At 68.2% G+C, this 25,491-nt stretch carries 23 protein-coding genes; 14 read left to right on the top strand and 9 right to left on the bottom strand.

The window, feature by feature from the left end; translation table 11 throughout:
- Positions 1 to 11: 11 nt before the first annotated feature.
- The 3 genes from AC5Y5V_RS05510 to AC5Y5V_RS05500 form a co-directional block, all read right to left on the bottom strand.
- Positions 12 to 806 (bottom strand): enoyl-CoA hydratase-related protein, encoded by a 795-nt coding sequence (locus AC5Y5V_RS05510; RefSeq protein ID WP_499931766.1) that lies wholly within the window; start codon positions 804 to 806, stop codon positions 12 to 14.
- A gap of 112 nt (positions 807 to 918) precedes the next feature.
- Positions 919 to 2,763: a 1-acyl-sn-glycerol-3-phosphate acyltransferase gene (locus AC5Y5V_RS05505; RefSeq protein ID WP_499931764.1), complete on the bottom strand. Its 1,845-nt coding sequence runs from the start codon at positions 2,761 to 2,763 to the stop codon at positions 919 to 921.
- Positions 2,760 to 4,262 carry an HAD-IB family hydrolase gene (locus AC5Y5V_RS05500; protein WP_499931763.1) on the bottom strand — a complete coding sequence of 501 codons (1,503 nt, stop codon included), beginning with the start codon at positions 4,260 to 4,262 and terminating at the stop codon, positions 2,760 to 2,762. Before AC5Y5V_RS05500 ends, AC5Y5V_RS05505 begins: the two co-directional genes overlap by 4 nt.
- Before the next feature lie 334 nt (positions 4,263 to 4,596).
- Between AC5Y5V_RS05500 and AC5Y5V_RS05495 the strand changes: the two genes are divergently transcribed.
- From AC5Y5V_RS05495 to AC5Y5V_RS05460, 8 genes are all read left to right on the top strand, one after another.
- A complete protein-coding gene (locus AC5Y5V_RS05495) occupies positions 4,597 to 5,697 on the top strand; it encodes an NAD(P)-dependent alcohol dehydrogenase (RefSeq protein ID WP_499931761.1) in 1,101 nt (366 codons plus the stop codon).
- A gap of 22 nt (positions 5,698 to 5,719) precedes the next feature.
- Positions 5,720 to 6,718, top strand: coding sequence for an alpha/beta fold hydrolase (locus AC5Y5V_RS05490; protein WP_499931760.1), 999 nt, complete (start codon positions 5,720 to 5,722; stop codon positions 6,716 to 6,718).
- Positions 6,705 to 8,120 carry a wax ester/triacylglycerol synthase domain-containing protein gene (locus tag AC5Y5V_RS05485; protein ID WP_499931758.1) on the top strand — a complete coding sequence of 472 codons (1,416 nt, stop codon included), beginning with the start codon at positions 6,705 to 6,707 and terminating at the stop codon, positions 8,118 to 8,120. Before AC5Y5V_RS05490 ends, AC5Y5V_RS05485 begins: the two co-directional genes overlap by 14 nt.
- 54 nt (positions 8,121 to 8,174) lie before the next feature.
- Positions 8,175 to 8,504 (top strand): hypothetical protein, encoded by a 330-nt coding sequence (locus AC5Y5V_RS05480; RefSeq protein WP_499931756.1) that lies wholly within the window; start codon positions 8,175 to 8,177, stop codon positions 8,502 to 8,504.
- Positions 8,505 to 8,605: 101 nt separating this feature from the next.
- Positions 8,606 to 9,937, top strand: a complete 1,332-nt coding sequence (locus AC5Y5V_RS05475; protein ID WP_499931755.1) for a cytochrome P450 — start codon at positions 8,606 to 8,608, stop codon at positions 9,935 to 9,937.
- 11 nt (positions 9,938 to 9,948) lie between these two features.
- Positions 9,949 to 11,409, top strand: coding sequence for an aldehyde dehydrogenase (locus AC5Y5V_RS05470; RefSeq protein ID WP_499931753.1), 1,461 nt, complete (start codon positions 9,949 to 9,951; stop codon positions 11,407 to 11,409).
- Between the two features lie 32 nt (positions 11,410 to 11,441).
- The gene (locus tag AC5Y5V_RS05465) at positions 11,442 to 12,437 is read left to right on the top strand and encodes a PDR/VanB family oxidoreductase (RefSeq protein ID WP_499931751.1); all 996 of its coding nucleotides are present in this window, start codon (positions 11,442 to 11,444) and stop codon (positions 12,435 to 12,437) included.
- The gene (locus AC5Y5V_RS05460) at positions 12,434 to 13,531 is read left to right on the top strand and encodes a Rieske 2Fe-2S domain-containing protein (RefSeq protein ID WP_499931750.1); all 1,098 of its coding nucleotides are present in this window, start codon (positions 12,434 to 12,436) and stop codon (positions 13,529 to 13,531) included. The genes AC5Y5V_RS05465 and AC5Y5V_RS05460 overlap by 4 nt, the downstream gene beginning before the upstream one ends.
- A gap of 10 nt (positions 13,532 to 13,541) precedes the next feature.
- On the opposite strand, the gene AC5Y5V_RS05455 is transcribed toward AC5Y5V_RS05460, so the two are convergent.
- On the bottom strand, positions 13,542 to 13,940 hold the full coding sequence (locus AC5Y5V_RS05455) for an SCO2097 family morphological protein (RefSeq protein WP_499931748.1): 399 nt from the start codon (positions 13,938 to 13,940) through the stop codon (positions 13,542 to 13,544).
- A 274-nt stretch (positions 13,941 to 14,214) separates the two neighbouring features.
- On the opposite strand from AC5Y5V_RS05455, the gene AC5Y5V_RS05450 reads away from it, so the two are divergent.
- The gene (locus tag AC5Y5V_RS05450; protein ID WP_499931747.1) at positions 14,215 to 14,814 is read left to right on the top strand and encodes a GNAT family N-acetyltransferase; all 600 of its coding nucleotides are present in this window, start codon (positions 14,215 to 14,217) and stop codon (positions 14,812 to 14,814) included.
- A 140-nt stretch (positions 14,815 to 14,954) separates the two neighbouring features.
- Positions 14,955 to 15,599 carry a lipoprotein LppM gene (gene lppM / locus AC5Y5V_RS05445; RefSeq protein WP_499931961.1) on the top strand — a complete coding sequence of 215 codons (645 nt, stop codon included), beginning with the start codon at positions 14,955 to 14,957 and terminating at the stop codon, positions 15,597 to 15,599.
- A gap of 88 nt (positions 15,600 to 15,687) precedes the next feature.
- On the opposite strand, the gene AC5Y5V_RS05440 is transcribed toward lppM, so the two are convergent.
- Complete coding sequence (locus AC5Y5V_RS05440; RefSeq protein WP_499931745.1) at positions 15,688 to 16,584, bottom strand: mycobacterial-type methylenetetrahydrofolate reductase; 897 nt, start codon at positions 16,582 to 16,584, stop codon at positions 15,688 to 15,690.
- A 197-nt stretch (positions 16,585 to 16,781) separates the two neighbouring features.
- Between AC5Y5V_RS05440 and idsA2 the strand changes: the two genes are divergently transcribed.
- Both idsA2 and AC5Y5V_RS05430 read left to right on the top strand, forming a co-directional pair.
- Entirely contained in the window at positions 16,782 to 17,831 is a 1,050-nt protein-coding gene (gene idsA2 / locus AC5Y5V_RS05435; protein WP_499931959.1) for a bifunctional (2E,6E)-farnesyl/geranyl diphosphate synthase, read from the top strand.
- A gap of 4 nt (positions 17,832 to 17,835) precedes the next feature.
- Positions 17,836 to 19,389 (top strand): alpha-(1->6)-mannopyranosyltransferase A, encoded by a 1,554-nt coding sequence (locus AC5Y5V_RS05430; protein WP_499931744.1) that lies wholly within the window; start codon positions 17,836 to 17,838, stop codon positions 19,387 to 19,389.
- Here the strand turns inward: AC5Y5V_RS05430 and AC5Y5V_RS05425 are convergent.
- Positions 19,376 to 19,780: an Rv2175c family DNA-binding protein gene (locus AC5Y5V_RS05425; RefSeq protein ID WP_499931742.1), complete on the bottom strand. Its 405-nt coding sequence runs from the start codon at positions 19,778 to 19,780 to the stop codon at positions 19,376 to 19,378. The genes AC5Y5V_RS05430 and AC5Y5V_RS05425 overlap by 14 nt on opposite strands.
- A 117-nt stretch (positions 19,781 to 19,897) precedes the next feature.
- Here AC5Y5V_RS05425 and AC5Y5V_RS05420 point away from each other — a divergent pair, with 117 nt between their 5' ends.
- Complete coding sequence (locus AC5Y5V_RS05420; RefSeq protein ID WP_499931957.1) at positions 19,898 to 21,169, top strand: protein kinase domain-containing protein; 1,272 nt, start codon at positions 19,898 to 19,900, stop codon at positions 21,167 to 21,169.
- Positions 21,170 to 21,241: 72 nt separating this feature from the next.
- On the opposite strand, the gene AC5Y5V_RS05415 is transcribed toward AC5Y5V_RS05420, so the two are convergent.
- The 3 genes from AC5Y5V_RS05415 to AC5Y5V_RS05405 all read right to left on the bottom strand — a co-directional run bounded on the left by AC5Y5V_RS05415 (position 21,242) and on the right by AC5Y5V_RS05405 (position 24,089).
- Positions 21,242 to 22,630 carry a class II 3-deoxy-7-phosphoheptulonate synthase gene (locus AC5Y5V_RS05415; RefSeq protein WP_499931740.1) on the bottom strand — a complete coding sequence of 463 codons (1,389 nt, stop codon included), beginning with the start codon at positions 22,628 to 22,630 and terminating at the stop codon, positions 21,242 to 21,244.
- Between the two features lie 33 nt (positions 22,631 to 22,663).
- Positions 22,664 to 23,149 (bottom strand): polyadenylate-specific 3'-exoribonuclease AS, encoded by a 486-nt coding sequence (locus tag AC5Y5V_RS05410; protein ID WP_499931738.1) that lies wholly within the window; start codon positions 23,147 to 23,149, stop codon positions 22,664 to 22,666.
- Between the two features lie 64 nt (positions 23,150 to 23,213).
- Positions 23,214 to 24,089 carry a hypothetical protein gene (locus AC5Y5V_RS05405; RefSeq protein ID WP_499931736.1) on the bottom strand — a complete coding sequence of 292 codons (876 nt, stop codon included), beginning with the start codon at positions 24,087 to 24,089 and terminating at the stop codon, positions 23,214 to 23,216.
- Positions 24,090 to 24,181: 92 nt separating this feature from the next.
- Between AC5Y5V_RS05405 and AC5Y5V_RS05400 the strand changes: the two genes are divergently transcribed.
- Positions 24,182 to 25,489 carry a glycosyltransferase 87 family protein gene (locus tag AC5Y5V_RS05400; protein ID WP_499931734.1) on the top strand — a complete coding sequence of 436 codons (1,308 nt, stop codon included), beginning with the start codon at positions 24,182 to 24,184 and terminating at the stop codon, positions 25,487 to 25,489.
- Positions 25,490 to 25,491: the final 2 nt, after the last annotated feature.

Below are 25,491 nucleotides of genomic sequence, written 5' to 3'. Positions count from 1 at the left end.
GGCGACATGGCTCAGTTGCCCCGGTACGCCGCGAATTCCGGGCTGCGCTTTTCGTTGAACGCGGTGATCCCCTCCTGCGCTTCGGGTGTCTCGCCGAACATCTTCAGCGTCGAGTAGGCCATCTGGCCGACAGACGCGAACTGCTCGGTGTCGGTGTTGAACGATTGCTTGAGGACCTTCAACGAGGTCGGCGACAGCAGCAGGATTTCGTCGGCCCAGGCGCGTACCTCGGACTTGAGCTGGTCGGCCGGTACCACCTTGTTGACCAGACCCCAGTCGTAGGCCTGCTGTGCGGAATACCGGCGGCACAGGAACCAGATCTCGCGCGCCCGCTTCTCACCGACCACGCGCGCCAGGTAGCCGGTGCCGAAGCCGGCGTCGAATGAGCCGACCCGAGGACCGTTCTGGCCGAACACCGCGGTTTCGGCGGCGACCGTCAAGTCGCACAAGACATGCAGGACATGGCCGCCGCCGATCGCGAACCCGTTGACGGCGGCGATCACCGGCTTTGGCACGTCACGGATGACCCGGTGCAGCGTGTCCACCTCGAACAGGCCGGTTTCCGACGGCCCGTAGTCGCCGGTCTCGGCGCGCTGCTTCTGGTCGCCCCCGGTGCAGAAGGCCTTCTCGCCAGCACCGGTCAAACAGATCACGCCGACTTCCGCACTCCCCCAAGCCATTTTGAACGCCCGGATCAACTCGTCGAGAGTACGAGCCCGAAACGCGTTGTACCGCTCGGGTCGATTGATCGTGATCCAGGCCAGACCACTGTCGACCTCGTAGGTGATGTCAGTGAAGTCGGTCATCGGGCTGCCTCTCCTCGTTGAAAGCGGATGAACGTTGAAACCATGATTTATGGTCTTACCATATTACCAATAACTCGGTGGGGTGGCTACACCCCCGGGCAAGCACACCCGGTCACGCCGGACTGAAATCCCTGCGCATTTGCGCTAGTTCGCCGATCGACCGCTGCAGGTCGTCCAGCTCGGCGACGAGGGCCGCCCGGCCCGCCAAGACCGCAGAGGTGTCGGGAGCATCCAACAGTCCGCGGTGCCGCGCGAGCTTCAACGCCGTGGCGAACATCTCCCCGGAGACCGATTCCTCGGTGATGCGGTGCTGCAGTGACCACTGCCGGGCCAGGCGCAGACACCGCTCTAGCAGCATCTGCTCGTCGACTTTGCGTCCCGCACCGAGGCCGACCAGCTCCTCGGCCATCACCCGGTAGGCGTCGATGAACGGCCTGAGTACGAGATGCGCTACCAGCAAATCATTTTCGTGCAGAGCCCGCACGGCCTCTTCGATGTCGAGCGGCGCCGCTGGGTCGATGCCGTGTCCGGTCATGATCGCGAACTCGTCCCACAGCTCGTCCGCGAAGCCCTCGCGTCCGGCGAAGAAGAAGTCGAACTTGAGCAGCTCGCGCACCTGCAACGCCTTCTCCCAACCGGTGCGCTTGGTGGCTCCCGGAGTTCGCACGATGTCCAGCAAGGCCAGTTCCGCGATCGCCCGCATCACCAGCACGTGCACCGCGCTGTTGCGGTAGACCGCGACGATCAGGTGCTGGTCGGCGCCGATCCCCCACACCGTCGCCGGCCCCTCGGCGTAACACGTCAGCACGCCGGAGCCCACCAGGTCGTGCAACGTCTGCGACACCGTCGCCCGGTCGGTGAGATCGGCACCTCCGGCGACGGGCCAGCCGCGGGCGCGCAGGTAGCGGGCCAGCGGCGCGGCGGTGGCGCACACCTCGTCCAGTGTCAGGGCCCGGTCCTCGCCGAGCATCGCCACGCACACTGCCGCCGTTGCGGTCACCGGGGTGGCCTGGTTGAGCCGGTGGCAGATCTCCAAAGCGATGCGCTCCACCACCTGCCGATCGGACAGCCCCTCGGCGCGCAACGCAGCCATCCGCTCATACAGCGGCATCGGCGTCCCGAAATCAATGTAGATGCGCCCCAGGCGATGCCGTAGCCCGCGCGCATAGCTGAGCAACCAGCGCACGTTCTCCGGCTTCTTCGGAAGCCCCCGCGACTCCTCGGTCATCAATTTGACTTCGTGCAGCGGCAACTGGTCGAAGAGGATGGAGACGGGCACGGCCAGCGTCTGCTCGGACCGCACGGATTCCACCGCGTCGGTGACATACCGCAACAGCCCGTACCGCGGCGGACGCAATTTTCCACTGCGCGTCCGGCCGCCCTCGATCGACCACACCAGGTTGCGGCCGCTGGCCACCATCTGGCCGACGACCGCCCGCAGGGCCAGCCGGTACACCGGCAAGTCCCCCGTCGAGCGCCGCACCGGGATGAACCCGTTGCGCCGCGCCAACGTGCCCAGCGGGAAAAAGTTCAGGTTGGCGCCGCCCAGGCCGAACGTCGGCGAAATGCCCTCCCGCGCAAGGCGTGGCGGAAACGAGAACTGGTCCAGGTAGGACCGGTGGGAGATCAGGAAGATGAGGGCGTGGTCGCGATCCAGCGCCCGCAGGCGGGCCAGGTCGTCGTCGGCGGCGACGACCTGAAAACCGCGCACCATCCACGCGGAGATCGCGTGCCACGCGCGTACCACGCCGGGCACATGAGATGCCGCCATCTCGCGCACGAAGCCGGCCGCCTCGGCCCGCACGTCGTGCACATCGCGGCCCGACTGCAACGCCAACTGTGCTGTGGCCCCGAGGAACCCCTCCGAACTCAGCAGCGCATCGGCCTCGCCATCGGGCTGCGCGGCGGCGGAACCGCGATGGAATAACCGGGCGAGCCGATCCACCGCCGCCGTCATGACCGTGCCTCGGCGATGGACTCCGACCACTTCTTCCCGGCCGCGACACCGGGCCAGTCGTCGAGCGTAGCCACGTACAACTGGCGCATCCGCGACACCCAGATGCCGATATCGGCGCGCGTCCAATTCGAAGTCGGAAGCGGTTCGTGCACAACGACTTCGATGGTGCCTTCCTGGGCGACCTTCGCGTTGCGCCACATGATTTCGCCTGCATTGCGGATGACGATCGGCACGATCGGCACGCCGGCGTCCCGGGCGAGGTGAAAGCCGCCCTTCTTGAATTCTCCGACGCGGGGGCTCAGCGATCGGGTGCCTTCGGGCGCCATGACGATCGAAACACCGGCCCGCAGCTTCGCGACGGCGGGCTGCATCGCCGAGATGGCCTTGGACGTGTTCGAGCGGTCCACGAATGCCACGTCGGCCAACTCGAGGAGCTGCCCCAGCACCGGAATCTGTTTCACCTCCGCCTTCGCCACGACGCTGAAGCCCCGCCGGACAACCCGCGAGGTCACCATCGCGTCGATCAGCGTGCTCTGGTGATTGATGAAGAACACCGCGGGCCGATGCGCGGTGTTCCGCTCACCGAGGACGTCGATCCGGATGTTCCCCAATTGCCCACCCAGACGGCCGAACACGGAGGTGGCCATGTCTACCCCGCCGCGCCGGTCCAGGGTCAGTACCCCGGCGACCGCGCCCGCGCCCACCGCCGCGGCGAAGCCGCCGAACAACGCCGATGTGCGCGCCAGCGCCACCGGGTGCATCCGGCTTCGCTTGCCGGAAAACCGCACGACCCGCCAACCGCACTCGGCGGCTCGTCGGGCCAACTCCGGCGCCGGGTTGACCGGATGCGGAAACCCGACGCCGTCGAGGAACGGGACATCCTCCGCGCCGTTGGCATACGCATGGCTGCTTTTCAGGGGGATTCGGTGGCGCCTCGCGAATTCCCTTACCGCGGCCAGCTTGCCCTCGCCCCACGGCGGCCGCCCGACGATGCCGCCGGTGAGCACACCATGGTCGGCCTCGAGGTCCGTGCACAGGATGTGGTCGATGCCGAGTTCGCGCGCCATGGGCTGTGCCTGCATCCGCGTCGCCGAGGTGGCGATGACGACGGTGTGCCCGCGGTTCTGGTGGGCGCGCACCAACCGCCAGGCCCCATGGAAGAGCGCGCCGGCGATCTGCTGCGCGAACAACTGCTCCCCGAGCTCCATCAGGTCGTCCTCGGTGCGCCCCACCCAGCCCCGGATGCCCTGTAACAGAAGATCTTTGAAGTCCGGTTCGGCGAGCGTCCCGCCGAGCGCGGCACGCAGGGTACGGACGAACTCGTCGGGCCCGAGTTCGAAATTGCGCGCCCGGTGCGCGTAGAGCGCGCCAGCCGAGTAGCCCTGGATCAGGGTCCCGTCGAAGTCGAAGAACGCGGCGACCCTTTTACCGCCCGGGCCGGTCTTGATTTGCTCGATCAGCTCGTCGATCGTGATCACCGGCGGGGTGGTACCGGTCATCGGATCCTCACTTCGTTGCTGGTGATCCACAAGCCCGGCCCCGGCGCCACACGTCGCGTGCCGCGAGGGGGTGGGAGGAGGGAGCGGCGGGGCGCCGGGGCGGGTAACTTGTGGCCGTCACCAAGGCTGCGACCATCGCACCATGACGACCATCTCACTATGCGGAGTCGATCCGGCCCCGGCCAATAGTCTCGCGACGAAATACCCCTTCTGCGGGGTACAGAACTGCCCGATGTGGTGACGCGGCCGCACCTGAGACTCAGCCACACTCGCAACACCGGGCAATCCGGGCGTTCGCGCGTGGAGCAGGACGCTGACAGAAAAGGGGCAGCAGATGCAGATCTCAGCCGCCGTCGTGCCGGAGGTGGGCGCGCCGTTCACCCTGGCCGAGGTCGACCTTCAAGAGCCGGCGCCGGACGAGGTCGTGGTGCAGATCGCCGGCGTCGGCGTGTGCCACACGGACATCGCGGTCAAGGAAGGACACCTGCCGTTTCCGTTGCCGGGCGTCCTTGGCCACGAGGGCAGCGGGACCGTGGTCAGGATCGGCGCCGGCGTCACGACGGTCGCCGTCGGCGATCCCGTGGCGGTCAGCTTCAACAGCTGCGGCAATTGCCCCCGCTGCACGATGGGGGAGCCCGCGTACTGCTTCGACTTCCTCGGATACAACTTCGGTGGAGCGCGCCCCGACGGGTCCACCGGGTTGGCTTCCGCCGGAGCAAAACTCGCGGGCAACTTTTTCGGTCAGTCGTCCCTGGCCACCCACGCGTTGGCGCACGAGCGCAACGTGGTCAAGCTGCCCGCGGATGTACCGATCGAACTGGTGGGGCCACTCGGCTGCGGCATCCAGACCGGTGCGGGTGCCGTGTTCAACTCCCTCGACGTTCGGACCGGATCGACGGTGGTGGTCGCCGGTGCGGGCGCGGTGGGTCTGTCCGCGGTAATGGCCGCAGCGGTGCGCGACGCGTCGACGATCATCGCGGTCGATCTGCACCAGAGCCGGCGGGAACTGGCCCTGGAACTCGGCGCCACCCACACCATCGACCCGCAGGCCGGCCCGGTTGACGAGCAGATCCGTGAAATCGTGCCAGCGGGCGCAGATTACGCCATCGACACTACCGCGGTGACCCCCGTCGTCGAACAGCTGCTGTCATCGCTGGGGGTACGTGGCATGCTCGGGTTGATCGGCGTGCCGGCCGACCCGCAGGCCATCTTCTCTGTCGGGCTGTTCCAGCCGCCCCTGCTCGGACTGACGATCCGGGGCATCGTCGAAGGCGACGCCGATCCGCAGACCTTCATTCCCTACCTGCTCGATCTGTACCGCAGCGGCAAATTCCCCTTCGACAAGCTGATCACCACGATGCCGCTGGAGAAGATCAACGAGGCCGTCGACGCGCAACTTCGCGGCGAGGTCCTCAAGGTCGTACTGACGCCCTGACGCGGGATCGCAAACGACTGCTATGGCGAACAACCCACGCCGACGGGCGACGACCGTGACCACCGCGCTGGTGGCCACCGGTGCGGTGACCGCGGGAGCCGCACGCGCACAACGCAACCGGGCCGCGCCGCGCGCGGCGATCTCCGGCCTGGAGCTGACTCCCGGCCACCGCGCCGGCACGGGAACGCCCTTGCTGTTGCTGCACGGGATCGGCGCGATCTGGCGGGCGTGGTCACCCGTCCTGCCGCATCTGGAACCTCATCATGAGGTCATCGCGCCGACGCTGCATGGGCACGCCGGCGGGCCGCCCCTGGATCCGCATGTCGCGCCGTCGGTTCGGGCCCTGGTCGACGCCGTCGAGGAGGAACTCGACCGGCAGGGCCTGGACGAGGTCCATATCGCGGGCAACTCCCTCGGCGGGTGGATCGGCATCGAGCTGGCCCGAAGGGGGCGGGCCAGATCCCTGGTTCTGCTCAGCCCCGCCGGGGCCTGGCGGTCACCGCGCCGCCTGCGGGTGACCGCGCACGGCGTCAGGTTCTCCCTGGGCGCGCTGGCCCGGCACTCCGCGCAGGCGGAAGCGCTCGTCCAACGCCGGGTGCTGCGCTGGGCGATGCTCGCCGGTCAGGTCGCCCACCCTCACCGGGTGCCGCCGGAAACGTTGGTGACGTATGTCCAGGCCGCCGGGCTCTCGCCCGTCGTCGAACCGCTGTTGCGGGTGCTGCACCGGTCCCCCGTCGAACCACTGCCCGCCGACCGGGCCTACCCGGTGCGGCTGGTCTGGGCCGAGCGGGATCTTGTCCTGCCGTTCAAGCATTTCGGCTCGCCGATGCTCGACCGGCTACCAGGGGCCGAGCTGATCCGACTCGACGGCGTGGGCCATGTTCCGATGTCCGACGCCCCGGCTCGCGTCGCCGAACTGATCCTGGAAGTAACCCGTGCCGCCGACAATGCGCGCGACGCGGGCGATGCGGGCAACGCGGCACCACCGGCACAGGGAGGCGCTCACGATGTCCCGCGATGACGCTGACGAGCTGGCGTCCTGGGGCGGCGGGCAAGACCTCAGCGCCTGGGAAGCCCTGATGTGGCGCACCGATGGCGACCATCGCACGCGTTCGACGGGAGTCATGGTCGAGTTGCTCGACACCGAGCCGGACTGGGATCGCTTGGTGGCTGCCCATGAGCGCTTCACCCGACGGGTCCCGCGGCTGCGGGAACGCGTCGTCGAGCCGGTGCTGTCGCTCGTGGCACCGGCCTGGTCGCCCGACCCGCATTTCGACCTGGAGTACCACCTGCAGCGCGTACAGCTGCCCGGCACCGGGTCGATGGCCGAACTGCACCTGCTGGCCGCCCAATTCGCGGCCCGCCCACTCGATCCCGAGCGACCGCCGTGGGAGGCCCTGCTGGTCCTCGGCCTCACCGGCGGCCGGGCCGCCTACCTGTTCAAGCCGCATCACAGTCTGAGCGACGGGATCGGCCTGCTGCAATTGCTCGACCTCACGCACGGTCACAGCCGCGAGCCGGGGCCTTCCGACGACCGGCCGCTGCCGCCGCCGCGCCGGACTGAATCACCCGAAGGACTGCTGATAAACCGATTGGCCGGTAAGGCGCTCAACGCGCCCGCAGGGGTACTGCGGGAAGCGGCGAGCGCCGCCGGCCGGTTCGCGAGCGACCCCATCGGCGCCGCCGGCGACGCGGTCAAATTCGCGATGTCGTTGCGGCGGGTACTGAGTCCGCCGGACGCGCCGCACTCCCCCGCCCTGGCCGGCGGCGGATCCGGATATCGGTTGGACACCTTTGACGTGGCGCTCGACGACCTCAAAGCCGCGGCCCGGGCGGCCGGCGGATCGGTGAACGACGCATTTCTGGCCGGCCTGCTCGGCGGAGTCCGGCGCTATCACGAAAAGTTTTCCGTCACGGTCGATTCCATACCGGTCGCGATCCCGGTCAGCCTGCGCACCGACGCAGATCCCATGGGCGCCAACAAGTTCGCCGGTGCGCGCTTCGTGGCGCCGGTCGGCGAGCCGGATCCCCGGGCGCGCATCGCCACCATCCACCGCTTCGTCGCCGACGCTCGCATGGAGCCCGCGCTGGGGTTCCTCGACCTGCTGGCGCCGGTGCTGAGCCGCCTCCCGGAACTGGTGCTCACCCGCATTGCGGGCCAGATGACCGGCCTTTCGGACCTGCAGGCCTCTAACCTCGGGGCGATCGCCCGCCCGCTGTACCTGGCCGGCGCGCGCGTGACGCGCATCTACCCGATGGGACCGCGCCCCGGTATCCCGGCCATGGTGGCGATGGTCACCTACGAAAGAACCTGTTGCATCGCAGTCAACTTCGATCCCGAGGCCATCGACGACCCCGAGGCGTTCGCAACCTGCCTACGCGAGGGTATCGACGAGGTAGTCGCAATCGGACGCGACAACTGAGGTGTGGCCTCCCGCCACGACAGCAACCGACAACCATCTGAAAGGGACAGAGTCATGAAATTCGATGACGTCGTCGACATCCTCGACCAATCGGTCGGCGGGCCCGATGCCGACGTTGCCTCGCACGGTCCGTTCTGGCGGGAAGTCTCGCGTGACACCTTTGTCGCGATGAGAGTAGGCGGCCGGCCGCTCGTCATCCTGGGTGACGGCGCGAACTCCAACCTGGTGCTGTCGCTGCGCGGTCAGGCGCCGTTCGGTTCGGACCTCGACGACCCACCGGTCGGCGCCGTGACCCCGAGCATGCCGGCCTATCTCGATCCGGTGCCGGCGGATCAAATCAGCGCCATCGAGCAGTGGATCGACGCGGGATGTCCGGGGGATTGACCCCCGATTACCCCCAAAGTGGGACCGATGACCCCCCTTCGTGGTGACGCAGAAAAACCCGCCTGCCACAAGACTTGAGTCACCTGCGAAAGGGGACCACAGTGACCACCACCCCGGAAACCGAGACACCTATCCTGCCTGGGGAAATCGCCCAGCAGATCGTGCTTCCCGAGGGCCATTCCGATCTCACCCGGCTGCACGAGGCCTACAAATGGCTACGCGACAACATGCCGCTGGCCAAGGCCGTCGTGGACGGTTACGACCCGATCTGGCTGGTCAGCAAGCACGCCGACATTCAGGAACTGGAGAGTGTGTCGGAGGTCTTCACCGCCGGGGGCGGCACCGACACCCCCGGCACGCACAACCCGATCCTGCAGAACACGGCCGGTGACGAGTTCACCAAGCAGCTCCTCGGCGGCAGCCTGCGCATCCTCGACGCGCTGCCCTACATCGACCCGCCCGAACACACCCAGGCCAAGAACATGGCGTTCGGCTATTTCAAGCCACCCTCGGTCAAGAAGATGGAAGACCAGATCCGCGGGCTCGCCCGGGAATCCGTGGACAAGCTCAAGCAGCTTTCTGCCCGCGGTGAGATCGACCTGGTCGACGACTGGGCGCTGGGCTTCCCTCTGCACGTGATCATGACGCTGGTGGGGGTGCCGCCTGAGGACGAGCCGCGGATGATGGCCCTGACCCAGGAGTTCTTCGGCACCGCCGATCCCGAGCACCAGCGCGAGGACGTCGAGCCGCTCAGCCCGGAGGCGATGGCCCAGCAGTGGGCGGCCACCATCCAGGACTTCTTCGGCTATTTCGACGTTCTGGCCGAAGACCGCCGGGCCAACCCGCGCGACGACCTGGCCACGGTGGTTGCCTGCGCCAAACTTCCCGACGGTGAGTACTGGCCCAAATCCTTTGTCTACGGCTGGTATACGGCCATCTTCACCGCCGGTCACGACACCACCTCGGCGACGCTGGCCGGCACCCTGCAGCAGCTGGCCCTGCATCCCGACATCCTGGCGCGGGTGAAGGCGGACCTGAGCCTGATACCCAACCTCATCCAGGAGGGTTTGCGGTACGTGGCACCGGTCAAGCACTTCATGCGCCGCGCCCTGACGGACTACACGCTGCACGGGCAGACGATCAAAGCCGGCGACCGCCTGATGCCCTTGTTCCAGTCGGGCTGCCGCGACGAGGACGTGTTCGACGACCCCGACAAGTTCGACATCGACCGCAAGCCCAACAACCATCTCGCATTCGGCTTCGGTGCGCACACCTGTGTCGGCCAGCACCTGGCGAAGCTCGAGCTGAACGTGATGTTCCAGGAACTGCTGCCCCGCCTGGAGTCCATCGAGGTGCTCGGGTCCGGCAGCGTGACGCAGACGAACTTCGTCGGCGGCCTCAAGCACCTGCCCGCGAAGCTCACCATTTCTTGAGCGGAAGATTAATGACCACAATCGATTACCCGCAGCTGTACATCGGCGGTACCTGGACCGCTCCCGCAGGACACGACACCATCGAGGTGCATTCCGCGACCACCGAGGATCAGATCGGATCGGTCCCCCGGGGCAGCAAGGCCGATATCGACGCCGCCGTCGCGGCAGCCAGATCGGCATTCGACTCCCCGGATGGCTGGGCCGGTTGGGAACCCAAGGAGCGCGCCGACGTCTTGGAGCGCTTCGCGGTGGAACTCGAAGCCCGCGGCGGGGAGACCGCGCGTCGCGTGTCGATGCAAAACGGGATGCCGATATGGCTCGCACAGCAATTCGAGGCCGGGTTCCCGCCGCTGCTACTGCGCTACTACAGCGACCTAATGACCAGCGCTCCGGCAGAGGAATCGCGGCCCGGCATGCTGGGCGGCACCTCGCTGGTGTCCAAGCAGCCCATCGGCGTCGTAGGCGCGATCGTGCCCTGGAATGTCCCGCAAGGGATTTCATTCCTGAAACTGGCGCCCGCGCTGGCGTCGGGGTGTTCCGTAGTGCTGAAACCGGCCGAGGAAACCGTGCTCGACGCGTTTCTGATGGCCGAGGCCGCGGCGGCGGCCGGCCTGCCGGAGGGTGTGCTCAACGTCGTTCCAGGTGACCGGGAGGTCGGCGCCTACCTCGTCGAGCACCCCGGTGTCGACAAGGTCTCGTTCACCGGCTCGACCGCGGCCGGCCGCTGGATCGCAGAGACATGTGGACGCCTGCTGCGCCCGGTGACCCTCGAACTTGGCGGCAAATCCGCGGCGATCGTGCTCGACGACGCCGATCTGGCCGCCTCCATGGAGCAGTTCTTCGGAGTCACCCTGCTCAACAACGGCCAGATCTGCTGGCTGAACACCCGGGTGCTGGCCCCGCGCAGCCGATACGCCGAAATCGTGGACACCATTACCGATCTGGCGCGCTCGTTGAAGGTGGGCGACCCGCTCGACCCGGAGACCAAGCTCGGTCCGTTAGTGTCCGAGCGGCAGCGCGAACGCGTCGAAAGTTACATCGCCAAAGGCAAAAGCGAAGGCGCCCGGATGACAACGGGCGGCGCGCGGCCCGCCGGATTTGACCGCGGCTGGTTCCTTGAGCCCACCATCTTCGCCGACCTGGACAACAACGCCACGGTGTCGCGCGAAGAAATCTTCGGCCCGGTGCTGTCCCTGATCCCCTACTCCGACGAGCAGGAAGCCGTGGCGATCGCCAACGACAGCGTCTACGGCCTCGGCGGCAGCGTTTGGTCATCGGATCCCGAACGCGCAGCCAACGTTGCCCGACGCGTTCGCTCCGGCACCGTCGGTGTCAACCACTACGTCAACGATCCGGTCGCTCCGTTCGGCGGAATCAAGCAGAGCGGAATGGGCCGCGAGCTCGGACCGGAGGGGCTGCATCCGTTCCAGGTGTCCAAAACCATCTACCTGCCTCCCCCGCCGGCGGGCTGATCGGGCGCACCACGCGGATCGGAGTGCCAACCATGTCAGCGGCCGCAGTCGCCATCCCCACCGCCAACGTTCACGAATTCGCCACCGATCTGGTCGTCCGGCACCGCAGCACGCCCGCCGACGGTGTGGTGGTGCTCGATCTCGCCCATCCAGAGAATGAGGACCTGCCGCGTTGGGGACCGGGCGCCCACATCGACTTGATCCTCGGCGACGGCCTGACGCGCCAGTATTCGCTGTGCGGCGACCCGCGCGAGTCGGGGGTCTGGCGCATCGGGGTGCTGCTCGATCCCAACTCGCGCGGCGGCTCGCGCTACGTTCACGACAACCTCACACAGGGCGCCGCGGTGCGCGTGCGTGGCCCGCGCAATCACTTTCCGTTGGTCGACGCGCCGCACTACCGCTTCATCGCCGGAGGGATCGGTATCACCCCGATCATGGCGATGATCGAGGCGGCCGAACGCGCGGGCCACGACTGGACACTGCTCTATGGTGGACGGACCCGGGCGTCGATGGCATTCTCCGAAGACCTCGTCCAGCGGTACCCCGACCGCGTCACGGTGTGGCCACAGGACGAGCGCGGACTGCTCGACCTGGAAACTCTGTTCAAGAACCCCGAAGACGACACGCTTGTGTACTGCTGCGGCCCCGAGGCGCTGCTGTCGGCGGTCGAGCAGCACAGCGCCCACTGGCCGCCGGGAATTCTGCACATCGAGCGGTTCGCCGCCAAGGCGCCGAGCGCCGAAACGGGCGCGGGGGCCGTCGAACGGTTCGAGGTCGTGTGCCAGCGCTCCGGGGTCAGTTTCGAGATAACCCCGGACCGGTCCATCCTGGAAGTCCTTGAGGAAGAGGGCGTCCCGATCCTGGGCAGCTGCTATGAGGGCGTCTGCGGGACCTGCGAAGCCCGGGTGCTCGAGGGCACTCCGGAACACCGCGACTCCGTGCTGTCTGAAGCCGAGCGCGCCGCCGGCGAAGTCATGTTGGTCTGTGTCTCACGCTCGTGCACCGAAAGGCTGGTGCTGGACCTGTGAAGAGCGTCAAGACCAACTACCCGAAGAAGTGCTGGTATGTCGCGGCCACCAGCGAGGAGGTCGCGCACGCGCCGTTGGGCCGGCGCCTGCTGGGCGAGGACGTTGTGCTGTGGCGCGCCGCCGGCGGCGGCGTCAGTGCATTCGTAAACCGGTGCGCACACCGGGCTTTTCCGTTGTCGCACAGCAGCATCGAGGGCGATCGGCTGGTGTGCGGCTATCACGGGTGCACCTACGACACCGACGGCAGGTGCGTCCACATCCCGTCACAGCCTCAAGTCCCCTCCGGGATGAAGGTGGGCGTCTTCCCCGTCCTCGAGCAACCGCCGTTCGTCTGGATCTGGCTGGGACCGCCCGGGGCCGCGGCCGGCAGCCAACCGCCGCGCACACCGTGGATCAACGACGCGGCCTGGGCAACCTTCGCCAGCAACTGGCGGATAAGCGCCAACTACATGATGGTTCACGAGCACTACCTGGACTTCAGCTACGCGCCCATACTCCATCGGCGCGACGTCCCCCCGGAGATCGCGAGCATGCCCGCGTTCAACGACGTCGAGGTCACGGAAACCACCGTGGCCTACACCCGGCACTTGCCGGAGGCACGCCTGACGGACTGGGAGGCCGATGCCACCGGACTCGACCGGGACCGCCGCTACAAGCGCCGCGAGAGCGGAACCTTCATCTCCCCCGCGATGCACCGCCAATTCTGGGAAATTTCCACCGGAGACGCACAGCCGTACACGACCACCCGCACGCATGCCCTCACGCCCGAGAACGAGACATCCACGCACGTGTTCATGCAGGCCTCACGCAACTACCACACCGGCCGCGACGAGGTGACCAACCGATTGAGGTCGTTTCTGGCCGGTGTCGGCGAACGCGACACCGCCATCCTGGAAATGGCGGCCAACCACTCCGGCTACGACCGATGGCGAGGCGGGGTCGAATTCCAGGCGGACGCGGCGGCGGTGCGTGCCCGGCGCATCGTCGGGGTGATGTTGGCCAAAGAAGCGGGTCAAGCCGCGCTGCGCCCCGGATTGGCACCAAACACCCGCAGCGACGCGCTGAGTCCGCGCCGTTCCGTGGCGCGAAGCTGAGCCTTCCGCGCTACTCGTCGAAGCGCCGGCGGAAGCGATCTTCCATCCGGCTGGTGAACGAGCCGCTGCCCTTATTGCGGCGCTGCCGCGACGCTCCGGGGGCCGACCCCGTGTCCGGCCGCCCCGACAACCGCGGGGCGGTGACGGCGAACACCACGCCGCCGAACATCACGATGAAACCGAAAACGCTGAGAATCGGGAAGCTCCCGATCATCGTGGCCTTGAACGCGACGCCGGAAACCAGCATCGCCAGGCCGACAACGAATAACGCCGACCCCTGCAGGCGCCGCCGCGCGCTCGGGGCGCGGAACCCGCCGCCACGCACACTCGACGCGAACTTGGGGTCCTCGGCATAGAGAGCGCTCTCGATCTGATCGAGCATTCGTTGCTCATGATCGGAGAGTGGCATTCGTCCCTCCTTGCCGACAGGCTGACACTCATCTATCGATAGCACGAAGCTGCCCCTTATGAGGGCAACTAACTTCGATGATACGAGGTGTATCTGTGCCGTACCACTGGTTCGCAGGCGATTCTATCCCGGTTGCGCCACAGCGCAGACGCGGGCGGGGACGGCTATCGGCACGACCGCCCGTCGATCGGTGACCGTCCCGTCAGATAATGACCGCGACGGTGGGCCCGATACTGGCCCATGAGCATCACCCGCATGAGGAGGGCAACGCGAGTTGGCGATATTCCTCATCGACCTGTCGCCGATCGACATGGAGCGCCGTCTGCACGACGCCCTGGGCGTCTACGTCGACGCGATGCGATACCCGCGGGGCACCGAGAACCAGCGCGCGGCGATGTGGCTGGAGCACCTGCGCCGACCCGGCTGGAAGGCGGTGGCCGCCATAGAAGTGGGCGCCGAGGCGTTCACGCCCGAACCGACACCGGACCTCGGGGACGCACCGTTGCTGGGCGTGGCCTACGGCTACCCGGGGGCGCCCGGTCAGTGGTGGCAGCAGCAGGTCGTCCTGGGCCTCGAGCGCGGCGGACGGCCCGCCCAGGAGATCACCCAGCTGATGACCAGCTATTTCGAGCTGACCGAACTGCACATCCATCCACGTTCCCAGGGGCACGGCCTCGGCGAGGCCCTGGCGCGGCGACTGCTCGCCAATCGCGGCGAACGCAATGTCCTACTCTCCACCCCGGAAACCAACGGTGAGGCCAATCGCGCCTGGCGGCTCTACCGGCGGCTGGGCTTCACGGACATCATCCGGCACTACCACTTCGCCGGCGACCCCCGCGCCTTCGCGATCCTGGGCCGCGCGCTGCCGCTTTAAGCCGCTCGGTGAGCGGCTCGACGCTCCACACCGGACGGTTCGACGACGACGTCGGGCGGGTCTGGCACGATGACCTGGTGCGCGTCAGGTCCACTTCGCCCGCGACCCGAGTTCGCCGGCGCCGCTTGCTGGTCTTCGCGATGCTGTTGGTGCTGGTCCCCTTGGCCACCGGTTGCCTGCGCGTCCGCGCCTCGATCACCATTTCCCCTGATGACCTGGTGTCCGGGGAGATCATCGCCGCCGCTAAACCCAAGAACCCCAAGGACACCGGGCCCCAGCTGGACAGCAATCTGCCGTTCAGCAACAAGGTCGCGGTCTCGAACTACGACAGCGACGGCTACGTGGGGTCGCAGGCGGTCTTCTCCGATCTGACCTTCGCCGAGGTTCCCCAGCTGGCGCACATGAACCACGACGCGGCGGGGGTAAACCTCTCGCTGCGCCGAAACGGCAACCTGGTGCTCCTGGAAGGCCGCGCCGACCTCACCTCGGTCACCGACCCGGACGCGGACGTCGAACTGACCGTCTCCTTTCCGGGCGTCGTGACCTCGACAAACGGAGATCGCATCGAGCCCGAAGTGGTGCAGTGGAAGCTCAAACCGGGCGTGGTGAGCACCATGAGCGCCCAGGCCCGCTACACCGACCCCAACACGCGGTCCTTCACCGGGGCGGGCGTATGGCTGGGCATCGCGTCGTTCGCCGTCGCAGGGGTCGTGGCGCTGCTGGCCTGGATCAGCCGGGACCGCTCCGAGCGGTTTTCCACACCGCGCGACCAGCACTCGGCCTAGACCCGCGCGCGGTCACCCCGAAGTCGGTATACACCGCTCTGCTGAAGTCACAGATGGCTAGCGTGACTTCGTGGCGCTCCTAGCCCCTCTAGCCCGCCTGGGCGGGCGACCAGTGGTCGAGCATCGCGGCGAACGTCTCGAAGGCCGGCCGTGACACCCCGTACGTCGCCTCGAAATGGATGCTCAGCGGAAAACCGAGCTCGCCCACGCCGTCGACCACGCGCTTGTACAGATCGAGCATCAGCCCGCGTTTCTCGGCGGGTTCGCTGCCGGCCAGACGTTTGACGAACGCCTGCTCCTCGGCCACCGCGGGGTTGCCCGGATCCTGGATCAGCCAGTTGATCAGCCCGACGCGGTCCTCGACCTTGGGCACGAAACCGAACGACAGCAGGATCTCCGGCCGATGGTCGGTGTTCTTGGCGAACTCGGTCAGAAAGCCCACGATGGCGTCGGAATACAACAGCTGGGTCATGCCGTAGGTGGCGCCCTGCTTGCATTTGAAGTCGAGCCTGCCGTGTTCGCCTTCGCGGGTCGGGATCACGATCACGCCGCGGTTGGCAACCAGGTCGCGATAGATCGACAGGGCATCGGTAGGCGCCACGCCGGATCCCTCACCGTCGTTCATCGTGCGCGGGACGCCGACGAAGACCACACCCTCCATGCCGGCCGCGGACAGGTCGGTGAGCCGCCCGCGCAACGATTCCTCGTCCATGAAGGCGGTGACCTGCGTGCACAGGCCGCGCATCCCGGGCAGTTGCGGCTTGATGATCGACCAGAACTCGAGCACATCCAGCTTGGCCTGCATTGGGACCGGCCGGTCGTCGTCCTCGGCGATCATCCCCGGGATCATCACGTGCCGAATCCGGCCGTCGAGCCCGGTGTCGGCCGAGAACTGCACCACTTTGCGCGCGTCTTCGGCCGCCCGCTCGTGGCCCGCGTCCACGTTCGGCGGCACCAGCTCGAGCGCGATGGTGTTCAGGGTCACAGGGCTCCCTTAGGTCGTTGGCGGGGTCGTCGGCGGCGGGCCCTTGCCCAACCCTGCGCCCCAACCCGACAGCATAAGGGCGGAGTCTGCGCGCTTGACGAATACACTTGTCGGGCCAGGTACCGGACGAGCACAGCCGAGCAGAAAGGGGCGCCGCGCTGAGCCTCAACGCATCGCAAGCAGCGGCAACCATCGAGCTGGCCGGCGCCATCACCGACCAATTGCGGCACTATCTGCGCACGCGCCGCGCCGGAGCCGCCTACCTGGGCAGCGACCACGGCGACCTGGTCGCCGCGCTGGAGGATTTCGTGCTGACGGGGGGCAAGCGGCTGCGGCCCGTCTTCGCCTACTGGGGCTGGCGCGCCGTGGCCACGACAGACCCCGATCCCGATGTGCTGCTGCTGTTTTCGGCGCTGGAGCTGCTGCACGCCTCGGCGCTGGTGCACGACGACGTGATCGACGCGTCGGCGACCCGACGTGGCAGGCCGACGACGCACATGCGCTTCGCATCGCTGCACCGCGACCGCGGCTGGCGCGGCTCGCCGCAGCAGTTCGGGATCTCGGCCGCGATCCTGGTCGGCGACCTGGCGCACGCCTGGGCCGACGACATAGTCCTGGCCGCCGCCCTGTCCCCCGACGCCCAACGTCGCGTCCAGCAGGTCTGGGCCGACATCCGCACGGAGGTGCTCGGCGGGCAGTACCTCGACATCGTCGGCGAGGCCTCGGCGTCCGAGTCGATCGAGGCGGCCATGACCGTGGCCACCTACAAGACCGCCTGCTACACCGTGACGCGACCGCTGCAACTGGGCGCGGCGGCCGCCGCCGACCGGCCCGACGTCGCGGCCGCCTTCGGCCGGTTCGGCACCGACCTGGGTGTGGCGTTTCAGCTGCGCGACGACGTGCTCGGCGTGTTCGGCGACCCCGCCATCACCGGCAAGCCGTCGGGTGACGACCTCAGATCCGGCAAGCGCACCGTGCTGGTGGCCGAGGCGATGGAATTGGCTGACAACTCGGACCCCGCGGCGGCGGAGCTGTTACGCAGTTCGATCGGCACCCGGCTGACGGACGCGCAGGTGGGCGAGCTGCGCGACGTGATCGAGGCGGTGGGCGCACTGGCCGCCGCGGAGCGCCGGATCGCCACGCTGACCGAGCGTGCGCTGGCGACCTTGGCGGCCGCGCCCGTGGACGAGTACGCCAAGGCGGGGCTGTCCGACCTGGCCAACATGGCCACGAACCGATCCGCCTGAGCCGATGAGCACCGAAACCGACACCTCGGCCGCGGATTCGTCGGCGTCGAAAAACTCTCCCGTTCAATACCTTTCACGCTTGCGCGGGTTCGCGGGGACGCCCGAGGCGGGGCCGGCCAAGCTGGGCCTGCTCGGCTCGCTGCTGATCACCGCGGGCGGGCTGGGCGCGGGCAGCACCCGCCAGCACGACCCGCTGCTGGAGTCGATCCACATGTCCTGGCTGCGCTTCGGCCACGGGCTCGTGTTGTCGTCCATTCTGCTGTGGACCGGCGTGGGACTGATGCTGATCGCCTGGGTGCGACTGGGCCGTCGGGTGCTGGCGGGAAAGACCACCGAGTTCGTGATGCGGGCGACCACCGCCTTCTGGCTGGCGCCCCTGCTGGTCTCGGTCCCCGTCTTCAGCCGCGACACCTACTCGTATCTGGCCCAGGGCGCCCTGTTGCGCGACGGGCTGGATCCGTATGCCGTGGGACCCGTCGGCAACCCGAACTCGCTGCTGGACGACGTGAGCCCGATCTGGACGATCACCACCGCGCCCTACGGCCCGGCGTTCATCCTGGTCGCCAAGTTCGTCACCATCCTCGTCGGCAACAACGTGGTGGCCGGCACGATGCTGCTGCGGCTATGCATGCTACCGGGCCTCGTCCTGCTGGTCTGGGCCACACCCCGGTTGGCCCGCCATCTCGGGGCGGACGGCCCGACCGCCCTGTGGATCTGCGTTCTCAATCCCCTGGTGCTCATCCATCTGATGGGCGGGGTGCACAACGAAATGCTGATGGTCGGCCTCATGACGGCCGGTATCGCGCTGACCTTCGCGGGCCGCAACGTCGCGGGAATGGCGGTGCTCACGATCGCGATCGCCGTCAAGGCGACCGCCGGCATCGCGTTACCCTTCCTGGTCTGGGTGTGGGCGCGCCACCTGCGGGAACGCCGCGGATACCGGCCGGTCGTGGCTTTCCTGGCGGCGACCGCTGCGTCGTTGCTGATCTTCGCCGCGGTGTTCGCCGTGCTGTCCGCCGCGGCCGGCGTCGGCCTGGGCTGGCTGACGGCGCTGGCCGGTTCGGTGAAGATCATCAACTGGCTGACGGTGCCGACCGCGGTGGCCAACGTCGCCCACGCCCTGTTCAGCGGATTCTTCGCCATCGACTTCTACAGCACGCTGCGCACGGCCCGGTTCGTCGGCATCGCGATCATCGGGGTCTCGCTGCCGCTGCTGTGGTGGCGGTTCCGGCGCGACGACCGGTCCGTCATGACCGGCATCGCGTGGTCGATGCTGATCGTGGTCTTGTTCGTGCCTGCCGCGCTGCCCTGGTACTACTCGTGGCCGCTGGCGATCGTCGCATCGCTGGCCCAATCGGGGCGCGCGATGGCCGTCATCGCCGGCGTTTCGGCGTGGGTGATGCTGATCTTCAAACCCGACGGCTCACACGGCATGTATTCGTGGGTGCATTTCCTGCTGGCCACCGCGTGCGCGCTGGCCGCCTGGTATGTGCTGAAGCGAACGCCCGACGCGCGAGTGACGGAGGCGGCCGGTACGCCCGCTGCTAATACGCCATAGCCTGGGCGCGCCGCACGACCTCCCGGGCCTGATGCGCGTGCAGGGCGTCGACGGGACGGGCGTTGGAGATGGCGTCGCGACTGCCGTCGCGGGTGACCGTCAGCGACGGGTCGGGAGTGAACAGCCAGCGCACGATCTCGGTGTCGCGGTAACCGCCGTCGTGCAGGATCGTCAACAGGCCCGGCAGGCTCTTGACCACGTGGCCGGAGGTCGTGAAGAACACCTGCGGCACCACCACGCCGCCGCCACGCCGTACCGCGACCAGATGACCTTCCCGCAGCTGCTGTTGCACCTTGCTGACCGGCACCCCGAGCAGCTGGGCCACTCTGTGCAGGTCGTAGGTTGGCTCGTCGGGATCCAATACGTCGTCGCCGGCCGGAATGCTGCCCACTTCGCCAGTCTAAGGCCTGGTATGCGGCCGGCGAGGCGGGATTTCGCGGCTACTTTCTCCACGCCCGACCGCCACCCCTACGATGACCCCGTGGCGCGAGCAGGCCCGGTGGACCCTCTGGAAGGCACGTACCTGGACGGTCGCTACCTCGTGCACGCCAAGATCGCCAGTGGCGGCACCTCGACGGTCTATCGCGGCGTCGACGTCCGCCTCGACCGGCCCGTCGCGGTGAAGGTGATGGACCCCCGCTATTCCGGCGACGATCAGTTCCTCACCCGCTTCCGACTCGAGGCCCGCACGGTCGCCAAGCTGAAGCACCCCGGGCTGGTCGCGGTGTACGACCAAGGTCTGGACGGCCGGCATCCGTTCCTGGTGATGGAGCTGATCGAGGGCGGCACCCTGCGCGAGCTGCTGAATGAACGCGGCCCGATGCCGCCGCACGCCGTGGCCGCCGTGCTACGCCCGGTGCTGGGCGGGCTGGCCACCGCACACCAGGCCGGACTGGTCCATCGCGACGTCAAGCCGGAAAACGTGCTGATCAGCGACGACGGCGAGGTAAAGATCGCCGATTTCGGCCTGGTCCGCGCCGTCGCGGCCGCGGGCATCACCTCCGCCAGCGTCATCCTGGGCACGGCGGCCTACCTGTCGCCGGAGCAGGTCCGCGACGGCAGCGCCGGGCTGCGCAGCGACGTGTACTCGGTCGGAATCCTCACGTACGAGCTGCTGACCGGGTGCACCCCGTTCACCGGCGACACGCCGCTGACGCTGGCCTACCAGCGCCTGGACCACGACGTGCCGCGGGCCAGCGCGGTGATCGACGGTGTGCCACTGGAATTCGACGAGCTGGTGGCCCGCGCGACCGCCCGCGACCCCGCCGACCGGTACGCCGACGCGCTCGAGATGGGCGCCGATCTGGAAGAGATCGCCGAGGAGCTCGCGCTGCCGGCTTTCCGGGTGCCCGCGCCGCGCAACTCCGCTCAGCATCGGTCGGCGGCGCTGCATCACAGCCGGATGGCCGCGCGGCGCGACGACCCGCCGCCGGTGCCGGCCGCGTCGTCACCGCCTGGGCCGCCCGTGGCGTCCGTGCCGTCGGTGCCGCCTGTGCCGCCTGTGCCGCCGCCGTCGGGCAAGCCGCACAGCACCCGCGCCCTGACCCGCGAGGACTGGCCCGAGCCACAACGCCCCACCGAGCCCGAGCTGGGGCCCGGTGACTACGAGTTCGACCCGCTGTCAGGCGAATTCGGCGGCATCGCGCTCAGCGAGTTCATCTGGGTGCGACAGCACGCCCGGCGCATGGTGCTGATCTGGGTGGCGATCGTCGTCGCGATCACCGGGCTGGTCGCGACGGCGGGCTGGACGATCGGCAGCAACCTGAGCGGGCTGCTCTAGGTAGCGCGAGCAGACGCAAAAGCCCCCAAAACGGGGGGCGTTTTGGGGTGCTTTTGTGTCTGCTCGCCAGGGTCAGTCGCGCAGCATCTCCGCGACCAGGAACGCCAACTCGAGGGACTGCTGGGTGTTCAGGCGCGGGTCGCACGCCGTCTCGTACCGGCCGGCCAGGTCGGCGTCCGAGATGTCCTGCGCGCCACCGAGGCATTCGGTGACGTTTTCGCCGGTGATCTCGACGTGGATGCCGCCCGGGTGAGTGCCCAGCGCGCGATGCACCTCGAAGAAGCCCTGCACCTCGTCGACGATGCGGTCGAAGTGCCGCGTCTTGTAGCCCGTCGACGACTCGTGGGTGTTGCCGTGCATCGGGTCGCACTGCCAGATCACCTGGTGGCCGGTGGCCTGGACCTTCTCGATGATCGGCGGGAGCACGTCGCGCACCTTGTTGTTGCCCAGCCGGCTCACCAGGGTCAGCCGGCCCGGCTTGTTCTGCGGGTCGAGCCGTTCGACGTACTCGACGGCGACCTCCGGGGTCATCGTCGGGCCGATTTTGACGCCGATCGGGTTGGCGATCACCTCGGCGAACGCGACGTGCGCGCCATCGAGCTGGCGGGTCCGCTCACCGATCCACACCGTGTGCGCCGACAGGTCGTACAGCTGCGGCTCACCGTCCAACGCGTCCGACAACCGCAGCATGGAGCGCTCGTAGTCCAACACCAGAGCCTCGTGGCTGGCGTAGATCTCGGCGGTTTGCAGGTTGCGGTCCTCCACCCCGCAGGCGCTCATGAACCGCAGCGCGCGGTCGATCTCGGCGGCCAGCGCCTCGTAGCGCGCCCCGGCGGGCGAGGTCCGGACGAACTCGCGGTTCCAGTCGTGCGCCAGATGCAGCGACGAGAAGCCCGACGACGTGAGCGCGCGCACCAGATTCATTGCGGCGCTGGCGTTCGCGTAGGCCCGCACCAGACGTGACGGGTCGTGCGCGCGCGCCGCGGCGTCCGGAGCGAAGCCGTTGATCATGTCGCCGCGGTAGGACTTCAGGCCCAGCGCGTCGATGTCGGCGGACCGCGGCTTGGCGTACTGGCCGGCGATGCGGGCCACCTTGACCACCGGCAGGCTGGCGCCGTAGGTGAGCACCACGGCCATCTGCAGCAGGGCGCGGATATTGCCCCGGATGTGCGGTTCGGTGTTGTCGGTGAAGGTCTCCGCGCAGTCGCCGCCCTGCAGCAGGAACGCCTCGCCCCTGGCGACCTGGGCCAGCTGCCCCTGCAGCCGAACGATTTCCGACGGCACGGTGACCGGCGGGACGCTTTCCAGCACCGTGCGCATCGCCGCGGCCTGGTCGGGGTCCCACGAGGGTTGTTGCGCCGCCGGCTGGGCCAGCGCGGCGTCCAGCCGGGCACGCAGGTCGGCCGGCAGCGGCGGCAGCGGCGGCAGCTGGTCGATCGGTATGTCGACTGTCCAGTTCATCGGTCCATGGTAGCCGGGGCTCGCGATCGCTGATCAGGGCGAACGAGCGGTGATGATCCGGTATCGCCGCAACTGATCCCGCGCGTCCACCAGGGCGTCATGGGCGTCGCGCGAGCGCGGCGGCATCCGCGGGCTCCCGCGGTCCTCCCACAGCTGCCGCAGATCCCGCGTGAAGCGGGGTATCGCCCGGGGTAGTTCGGGCATGGTGCCCCACAGCTGGCACAGCACGACGTGGTCGTATGCCCCCACCCAGGCCCACAGTTCGATCGGTTCGCCGCTCCCGACACGCAGGAACTCCTCCAAGTCCGCGCGGATCTGCCGCCGCGAGCGCCACAGCTGCGACGACGGCGGCGGCAGCTTGGGCAGCACGTTGGCGCGCACCCAGTTGCCGGCCCGCTCGGGGTCGAATTCGGTGGAGACCGCGTAGTACTCGCGGCCGTCCTCGGCGACCACCCCGATGGAGATCAGTTCGATGGTGCGGCCGTCCTCGATGAATTCGGTGTCATAGAAGTACCGCACGACCGCAGCCTAGTGGGCGAGCGACTCGGGCGAGCAGACACAAAAGCACCCGAAACCGGCCGTTTCAGGGTGCTTTTGTGTCTGCTCGCCAGGGAAAGTCCGCCTCGGGTGGCGGCGCGGCATGCACCTCGTGATCCAGCTGGGCGTCGACGGCCCGCTCGTCGGGCAGGCGCGGAGTGCCGGCGATCAAGCACTGCACCCACAGCTTGGCCTGCACCACCGGGCGGCGCCACCGGCGCTCCCGCTCAAGCGCGCGCCGCATCTTGTCCGGTCGGCTGGTGTAGCGCCACCGGGCCCACGGGGCGTGCGGCCGCGATAGCCGGACCGCGCCGATCACCAGCAGCACCACGATGAACATGCCCAGCAGGCCGGTCCACACCTTCCCCTTGATCAGCACCACCACGGCCAGCGGCAGCGTCAGCACCAGCCCGCCGATCACGCAGGCGTGCAGCACTTTCGAATCGCTGCCGTGCCAGATCGGGAAGAGGAACATCAGCGGGTGCAGACCAAGGATCAACAACCCGGCCACCGCGACGGCCGCGAACACGGCGTCCACCGAGGTGCGGCCGTCCTCCTCCCAGTACACGTCGGACAGGTGCAGGATCAGCGCGTATTCGTCGAGCACCAACGCGGCGCCGATGCCGAACAGGACCGCCGTAACGGTGAAATCGGATACCTGTCCGACCACGGACAGCGACACCATCGTCAGCCCGGAGATCATCACCAGGATCACCCCGAACGTGACGTGGTGGATGTGCAGCGAGCCGATGTGCACGTTCCGCGGCTGCCACCAGCGCGGCGGCACCCCGGAGTCGGCGCGGTGACGGATGAACCGCACGAACGACCGCGTGACGAAGAAGGTCAGGATGAAGGCGATCAGGCAGCACAGCAGCGGCAGGCGGCCGCGGTCGACGATGTCATGATGCAGCCAGCGGAGCACCCCAAAAAAGCTACGCCCACACCTCGACACGGGGTGGCAGCCGCGCTGGTCGGGCAATCACGTGCCAACTAACCATTAGGCTTAGCTGCGACATGAGTAACTGGCAGGCGCCCAGCACCGGGAACGTGGGCTCCCCTGGTAGCGGCGGCCGCGGGCGGGTGTTGGTGTTTTGCCTGCTCTGGCTGCTGGCCGCCGCGGCGCTGGGGTACGTGGCCTGGACGGCCCTGTTCGGACACATCCCGTACCGCATCGACATCGACGTTTATCAGATGGGCGGCCGAGCCTGGCTGGACGGACGTCCGCTATACAAGGGCGATGTGCTGTTCCCCACACCTATCGGCCTGAACCTGCCGTTCACCTATCCGCCGCTGGCGGCCATCGCGTTCTGCCCGTTCGCGTGGTTGCACATGCCGGCGGCCAGCGTCGCGATCACGGCGCTGACGCTGGTGTTGCTGATCGTCTCGACGATGATCGTGCTGACCCGCCTGGATGTCTGGGCCAGCCCGAAGCTGCTGCCCGGGCCCGCCTGGCTGCGCCGGTTGTGGCTGACGACGCTGATCGTGGCGGCCGCGACGCTGTGGGTCGAACCCGTCGCCTCGAACTTCGCCTTCGGCCAGATCAACGTCGTGCTGATGACGCTGGTGATCGCCGACTGCATGCCACGCCGCACGCCGTGGCCGCGCGGGCTGCTGCTGGGCCTGGGGATCGCGCTGAAACTCACGCCTGCGGTCTTCCTGCTGTACTTCCTGATGCGGCGCGACACCCGTTCGGCGCTGACCGCGCTGGCGTCCTTCGCCGGCGCGACGCTGGCCGGTTTCGCGCTGGCGTGGAGCGACTCGTGGGAGTACTGGACGCACACGATGCCCAACACCCAGCGGATCGGCGACGCGGCGTTGAACACCGACCAGAACATCGCGGGCGCCCTGGCCCGGCTGGGGCTCGGCGAGAACGAACGCTTCCTGCTGTGGGCGGGCGCGTGCGTGCTGGTGCTCGGCCTGACGGTGTGGGCCATGCAGCGCGTGCTGCGGGCCGGGGAGCCGGCGCTGGCGCTGATCTGCGTCGCCCTGTTCGGGCTGGTCGTTTCGCCGGTCTCGTGGTCACACCATTGGGTGTGGGTGCTGCCGACCCTGCTGGTGACGGGGATATTGGCGTGGCGGCGCCGCAATGCCGCGCTGGCGGTGCTCACCCTCGTCGGGCTGGCGTTGATGAGGTGGACGCCGATCGACCTGATGCCCCAACACCACGAGGCGAGCGCGAACTGGTGGCGTCAGCTGTTCGGGATGTCCTACGTGTGGTGGGCGTTGGCGGTCATCGTGGCCGCCGGCCTGACGGTCAGCGCCCGCAAGACGCCCCAGGAGGCGACGACACCCGGGCTCACGCCCGTCGTAGCGGCCGGTTGACC

This window comes from Mycobacterium sp. NGS68 (genome assembly GCF_059812195.1).
This window is presented reverse-complemented; position numbering and strand designations above follow the sequence as displayed.